General features: G+C 61.0%; 4 protein-coding genes. 1 reads left to right on the forward strand and 3 read right to left on the reverse strand.

The annotated features are described in order from the left end of the window. The 3 genes from Q0M35_RS16790 to Q0M35_RS16800 form a co-directional block, all read right to left on the reverse strand. Positions 1-2,476, reverse strand: a 2,476-nt coding sequence (locus tag Q0M35_RS16790; protein ID WP_295317416.1) for a GGDEF and EAL domain-containing protein, incomplete at its 3' end; no start/stop codon positions are given. A gap of 99 nt (positions 2,477-2,575) precedes the next feature. Beyond that, a complete protein-coding gene (locus Q0M35_RS16795; RefSeq protein ID WP_295317417.1) occupies positions 2,576-3,277 on the reverse strand; it encodes a GntR family transcriptional regulator in 702 nt (233 codons plus the stop codon). After that, positions 3,274-4,638 carry a formimidoylglutamate deiminase gene (locus Q0M35_RS16800; protein WP_295317418.1) on the reverse strand — a complete coding sequence of 455 codons (1,365 nt, stop codon included), beginning with the start codon at positions 4,636-4,638 and terminating at the stop codon, positions 3,274-3,276. Before Q0M35_RS16800 ends, Q0M35_RS16795 begins: the two co-directional genes overlap by 4 nt. A 73-nt stretch (positions 4,639-4,711) precedes the next feature. Here Q0M35_RS16800 and hutI point away from each other — a divergent pair. After that, on the forward strand, positions 4,712-5,686 hold a 975-nt coding region (hutI, locus tag Q0M35_RS16805; protein ID WP_295317419.1), incomplete at its 3' end, for an imidazolonepropionase.

A 5,686-nucleotide genomic window follows, 5' to 3' on the forward strand; every position in this document is an offset into this window, starting at 1 on the left:
GGGCGATATCTTCCAGAAATACGGTAACGCTGTCCGCATCCATGGGTCGTGCGAGGCCATAGCCCTGCAGATAACAGCAGCCGATCTCCTGAAGCAGGGCCACATGGGCGGCGGTTTCCACTCCTTCCGCGACAACCCGGACATCGAGCATCCGGCCAATACCAACGATGGTCCGGATCAGTTCGCGCTGACGGTGCGATTCCACAATCGGCTGCACCAGCATACGGTCGATCTTAAGCCGTTTGGGCGCGATGCGGAGCAGGCTGACAATAGAGGCATGTCCGCTGCCGAAATCATCGATCTCGATATCGATGCCCAACTCTTCGATCAGACGCAGGTTGGTCTCGATCACCTCGTTTTTTGCATCGAGGTAGGTCGATTCGAGCAGCTCAAACGACAGCTTGTCCGCCGGCAGATCCATCTCCTGCAACCGGTCGCCGAGTTTGGGATCATTGAGACGGTGTGAAGAGACATTGACGGAAATGCCCGGGACGGTCAGCCCCAACCCTTCCCAGCGCTGCAGATCGGCCAGCGCTTTTTTCAGCACCAGTTCGTCGAACTGCGCAAGCAGCCCCATGTCTTCAGCCGTACTGAGGAACTCATCCGGCATCATCAGACCAAATTCTGAGCTTTCCCATCTGGCGAGCGCCTCAAGCCCGGTCAGTTCCAGCGTCTGAGCGTCAAACTGTGGCTGGTAATGGCAGGTGATCTCGCCCTGATCAAAACCCGCCACAAGCGCGTCAAAAGAATTTTTCCGCCGCCGCGCCTCTTCTTTCATCTCGGCGTCAAAGAAACGGAAACGCCCCCGACCGGCTTTTTTCGCGGCATAAAGCGCCAGGTCGGCGTTTATAAAGAGGCCGGTGTCCGCCACGGCGCAGTTCTCGGACACAGCGATACCGACGCTGGTGCCGATGTTACACTGCTGGGATCCGTAAACAAACGGGCGCGACATCCGGCGGATAATGCCGCGTGCAATCCGGCACAGCTCTTCGCGGCCCGGCGAACGCACAAAGAGGGCAACAAACTCATCGCCGCCCACACGCGACACAAGTGTGTCAGGCGGCAGGCCGTCTTTGAGGACCCGGGCGGCATGACACAGGGTTGCATCGCCTGCATCGTGGCCAAGCGTGTCATTGATCTGCTTAAAGTGGTCAATGTCAAAATGAAGTACTGCGGGGTTTACGCCATCCTCGTCCCCGCCTGCGCTGAGACGGCTGAAAACATCGTCGAGGTATCTGCGGTTGGCCAGCCCGGTCAGCGCGTCGTGGCGGCTTTCGTGCTCAAGGCGCACGCGCGCCTGTTCAAGTTCGCCCGCATGCTGATAATCCCGCGTGACATCTATATTCACGCCATAATAGCGGCCATTACCGTCCGCCTCTGTCACATATTTTCCGCGTGTCCGGATTACCCGTTCCTCACCGTCGGGCCGGATGAGGCGGAAATCACAGGCGATGTCCCGTCGTGCTGCAATGCAGCGGTCGGCCAGAGTTGTAATCTCCTCGCGATCGTCGGGATGGATGCTTTGCGCCCATTCAGTCGATGGCACTTTATTACCCTTTGCGGTGATGCCGAACATCTCAAGCAGGCGGTCGTCCCAGAAGGCCCCGGTCGCGCCGATATCAAATTCCCAGCGGCCCATTCCGGCGGCGTCCATCGCCGTCTCGAGCCGACGCGCCATCCGGTTGCTTTCCATCTCGACCGTTTTGATATCGGTGATGTCGGTATCAGTTCCGATAATGCGTGCGGGAAACCCGTCCGCGTCGCGGCGTACCACACGTCCGATGCTCAGAAACCAGACCCAGTGGCCGGCAGTGTGCCTCTGGCGGAATTTGTAATTGATAACATCGGTTTCATTTTCATCAAGCCGGCGCAGTTCTTCCTTTATGTGGTCGAGATCCTGCGGATGGATCGTTCTGAGCCAGTCCTCTGTCGTGGCGGGGATCGCGTCGCCCGCCGTCAGACCACGCAGTGTTTTCCAGGTGCCGGAAACATAGTGCCGGTCTCGCTCGAAATCATGATCCCAGACAGCCTGGTTGGCGCTCAGCACAGCCGTTTTCCAGCGCCATTCGCTTTCGGCCAGCGAAACGTCGTCCTGCATCAGCACCGGTGCTTCCACATCCGGCTTTGACTGCAGCAGAAACCCCAGCAAAGCATCGCCCGCATCGTGCAGCGGGGTGCAGCGGAATACCCGCGCCGCACCCGCGACCCGGAGTGTCAGAACCGAAGCACCCCGCGCGTCAGTGTCATCGTAAGAGCCCGGAATACCGCCCGGATCCGGCAGCTGTCCGTCACAGACCAGATCACTGAGAAGGCGGCCGGTCAGCGGCGCATTCTGTGCCACCTGCAGCGCACTGCACGCCAGATCATTGGCAAAGACCACGCGCAGGTCGACGCCGACAAACAGCGCAGGCACCACCAGCGCATCCGTGAGTGCGGCAGCCGAAAACCCGAGACTGATGTCATAGCTGTGTTGCATGCGATCCCCGCCTGATGCAGGCAATGCCTAAACCTCAGCCTTTAAGGTGCCGTTATCAAGTAAAAATGTAACTTTATTGAGTGCAGTGGTCAGAAGCGCTCAGAGTGCGGTGCGCATCTGATACCCCGGCGGAAAAAGGATCCTGACGCGCGTGACGGCGCGCGTTCCGTCCCAGGTCAGCCGCTCTGTCACGAACAGAGGCGCACCCGTGTCACACCCCAGAAGCGGCGCATCCGACGCCTGTGCCACCGTTGCGGAAAATGCAATCTCACCATGGGTATAGGGGGCGTTTTGCAACAGCCACTCATTGGCGCTGATATTCTCAAGGGGTGCGTCGGTTACGCCAGGCACCACCCCGGGATCGATCCAGCGGTTTTCCAGCGCAAACGGCCTGTCATCGGCCAGGTGCAGCGCACGGATGTGCAGCAGTGCGTCGTCCGGCGTCAACTGCATTGCAGCGCTTTCGGCAACCGGCGGTATTTCCGTGCTGCGCGACAAAAGCTGATAGCCGTATTTGCGCCCGACCCCCTCGATCTCTTCGCGCATCACCGGGATGCTCAGGGTTGCACGGGCCACGGGGTTTGACGCCACCCGTGTGCCCGCTTTGCGCCGGCGGTCCAGCAGACCGCTTTGCGCGATATCGCGCAGCGCCCGGTTCACGGTACTGCGGGCACAGCCGAACTCAGAAGCCAGATCCGCCTCGTTGGGGATCAGATCACCGGGCTTCCAGTCGCGGACGTGAATGCGCCGCAGCACCTCCGCGCGCACGCTCTGCCAGTCGCGCAGAACCGGCCCGGTCACAGGATATCTCTCAGTTCTGTCATCGTCTTAAGATAAGCTGCGGTGATCCGGTCTTTGTGGATGTGGCGGCCCTCGCGGACCATGTGGCGGCCGGCCGACCAAAGATCAGTGACCAGCGCATCATTGCCGGCAAAAATCCAGGCATCGGTGATCTGATCGCCGGAGCGTTCCCACAGGTGCACCGATGAGGCATCCAGCGCCACCAGATCGGCCTGATGCCCTTGTGCAATGACGCCGCTCGTTCGCCCGACAGCCCGGGCGCCACCGCTACAGACCGCATCAAAGATGCGCCGTCCGGCGGAATGTTCACGCGTGGCCAGCGCCGCCCTGCTCCCGTCACGCAATCTCTGAGAGTACTCTAGCGTTCGTAATTCTTCGGCAAGCGAGATGCGGATGTTACTGTCGGAACCCACAGCAAAAGCCCCCCCGGCCCCGGCCCAGCGAACACCGTCAAAGATGCCGTCACCCAGGCTGCTTTCGGTAATCGGGCACAGACCGGCCACAGCGCCGCTGGCGGCAAGTGCTGTCGTTTCTTCGGGTGTCATCTGCGTGCTGTGGATCAGACACCAGCGCGGATCAGGCGGCATATTGTCCAGCATCCAGGCCACCGGACGCGCTCCGAGTACCGCTTCAACCTCTGCCACCTCGGCCCGCTGTTCGGCCAGATGCATATGGATTGGCACGTCCGGGAACAGATCAGCACATGCCTGCAGATCGACCGGTCGCACCGCGCGCAGCGAATGCGGCGCCACCCCGAAGGTCGCGTCCTGCGGCAGATGCCCAATGGCCCGGCGCGCATCCTCGCAGAGCCGTGTAAAGGCATCGAATTCATTGCCGAACCGTCGCTGACCTCCGTCCAGAGGTCGTCCGTCACAGCCGCCTGTCGTGTAGAGAACCGGCAGCAGACACAGTCCGATACCGCTCTCTTCTGCTGCTGCCACAATGCGTTCTGACATCTCGGCCGGTGCGTCATAGGGCACCCCGCCCGGCCCGTGATGCAGATAGTGGAATTCCGCACTGGCAGCATAACCTGCTTCCTGCATCTCCATCTGAACAAAGGCTGCAAGTGTTTCGACCTGATCAGGGTTGAGATGATCCAGAAAACGGTACATCAGCTGCCGCCAGGTCCAGAAGCTGTCACCGGCCTGCGGCCCGCGCCGCTCAGTGAGCCCCGCCATCGCCCGCTGAAAGGCGTGTGAGTGCACATTCACCGGTGCCGGCAGCAGAATGCCGGTCCTGTGCCCACGCGGCCCGGCTCCGGTCGTGACGCGCAAAATAAGACCCTGCGCGTCGGTTTCCACAAGCACCGCTTCGGTCCATCCCTGCGGTAACAGCGCCTTCTCCGCCCAGATTTCCTGCATCAGTCTTCCACTTGACAGAATTATTATGTGCATACATAAAATCAGCAAGCTCGCACAAAAACAAGTGAGTCTTATGCTCATTACCAATGCCATTCTTGCCACGCTGCGCGATGACAGCGGATTTGGTCTCATTGCCGATGGCGCTGTCGCCGCGCGCGATGGCAGCATAATCTGGGCCGGGCCCGTGGCAGAAATGCCGGACGAACTGCACAATATGGACGGCTATGACGCGGGTGGACGTTTGCTGACCCCCGCACTCATTGACTGCCATACGCATGTCGTTTTCGGCGGCAACCGTGCGGAGGAATTCGAGCAGCGGCTGAACGGGGCCGGATACGCCGAGATCGCCCGGGCCGGAGGTGGGATTGTCTCGACCGTGCGCGCCACCCGTGCAGCAACTGAGATTGCACTGCTTGAGGATGCGCTGCGTCGGGTGGATGAGCTGATCGCCGAAGGCGTGACACTCATCGAGATCAAATCCGGCTATGGCCTTGATGCGCAGACCGAGCTGAAAATGTTGCGAGCTGCCCGGGCGATTGCCGGCGCGCGCGACATCGGGGTGCGCACCAGCTTTCTCGGCGCACACGCCCTGCCCCCGGAGTATGCCGGCCGCACAGATGCTTATATTGACGAGGTGTGCATCCCGACCCTGCGCGTGGCTCATGCAGAGGGCCTTGTGGATGCCGTGGACGGTTTTTGCGAAGGCATCGCCTTTTCACCCGCGCAGATCACCCGGGTTTTCGATGTTGCCCGGGCGCTCGGTTTGCCGGTGAAACTGCATGCAGAGCAGCTTTCGCATCTGGGTGGTGCGACACTTGCCGCGGGATACGGTGCCCTCTCGGCCGATCACCTCGAATACGCGCAGGCCGCCGATGCGGAGGCAATGGCCGCCTCGGGCACTGTGGCGGTCATGCTGCCCGGTGCCTTCTACACGCTGCGCGAAACGCAGATGCCCCCCATACAGGCGTTCCGCGACTACGCGGTTCCGATGGCGGTGGCCACAGACTGCAACCCCGGATCGTCGCCTCTGACATCGCCGCTGCTGGCG

The organism is Roseobacter sp. (genome assembly GCF_024639605.1).
GTDB lineage: Bacteria > Pseudomonadota > Alphaproteobacteria > Rhodobacterales > Rhodobacteraceae > Roseobacter.

Excerpts from the sequence above, each read along its gene's own strand:
- Q0M35_RS16800 (WP_295317418.1), bottom strand. The coding sequence starts at position 4,638 with ATGCAGGAAATCTGGGCGGAGAAGGCGCTGTTACCGCAGGGATGGACC.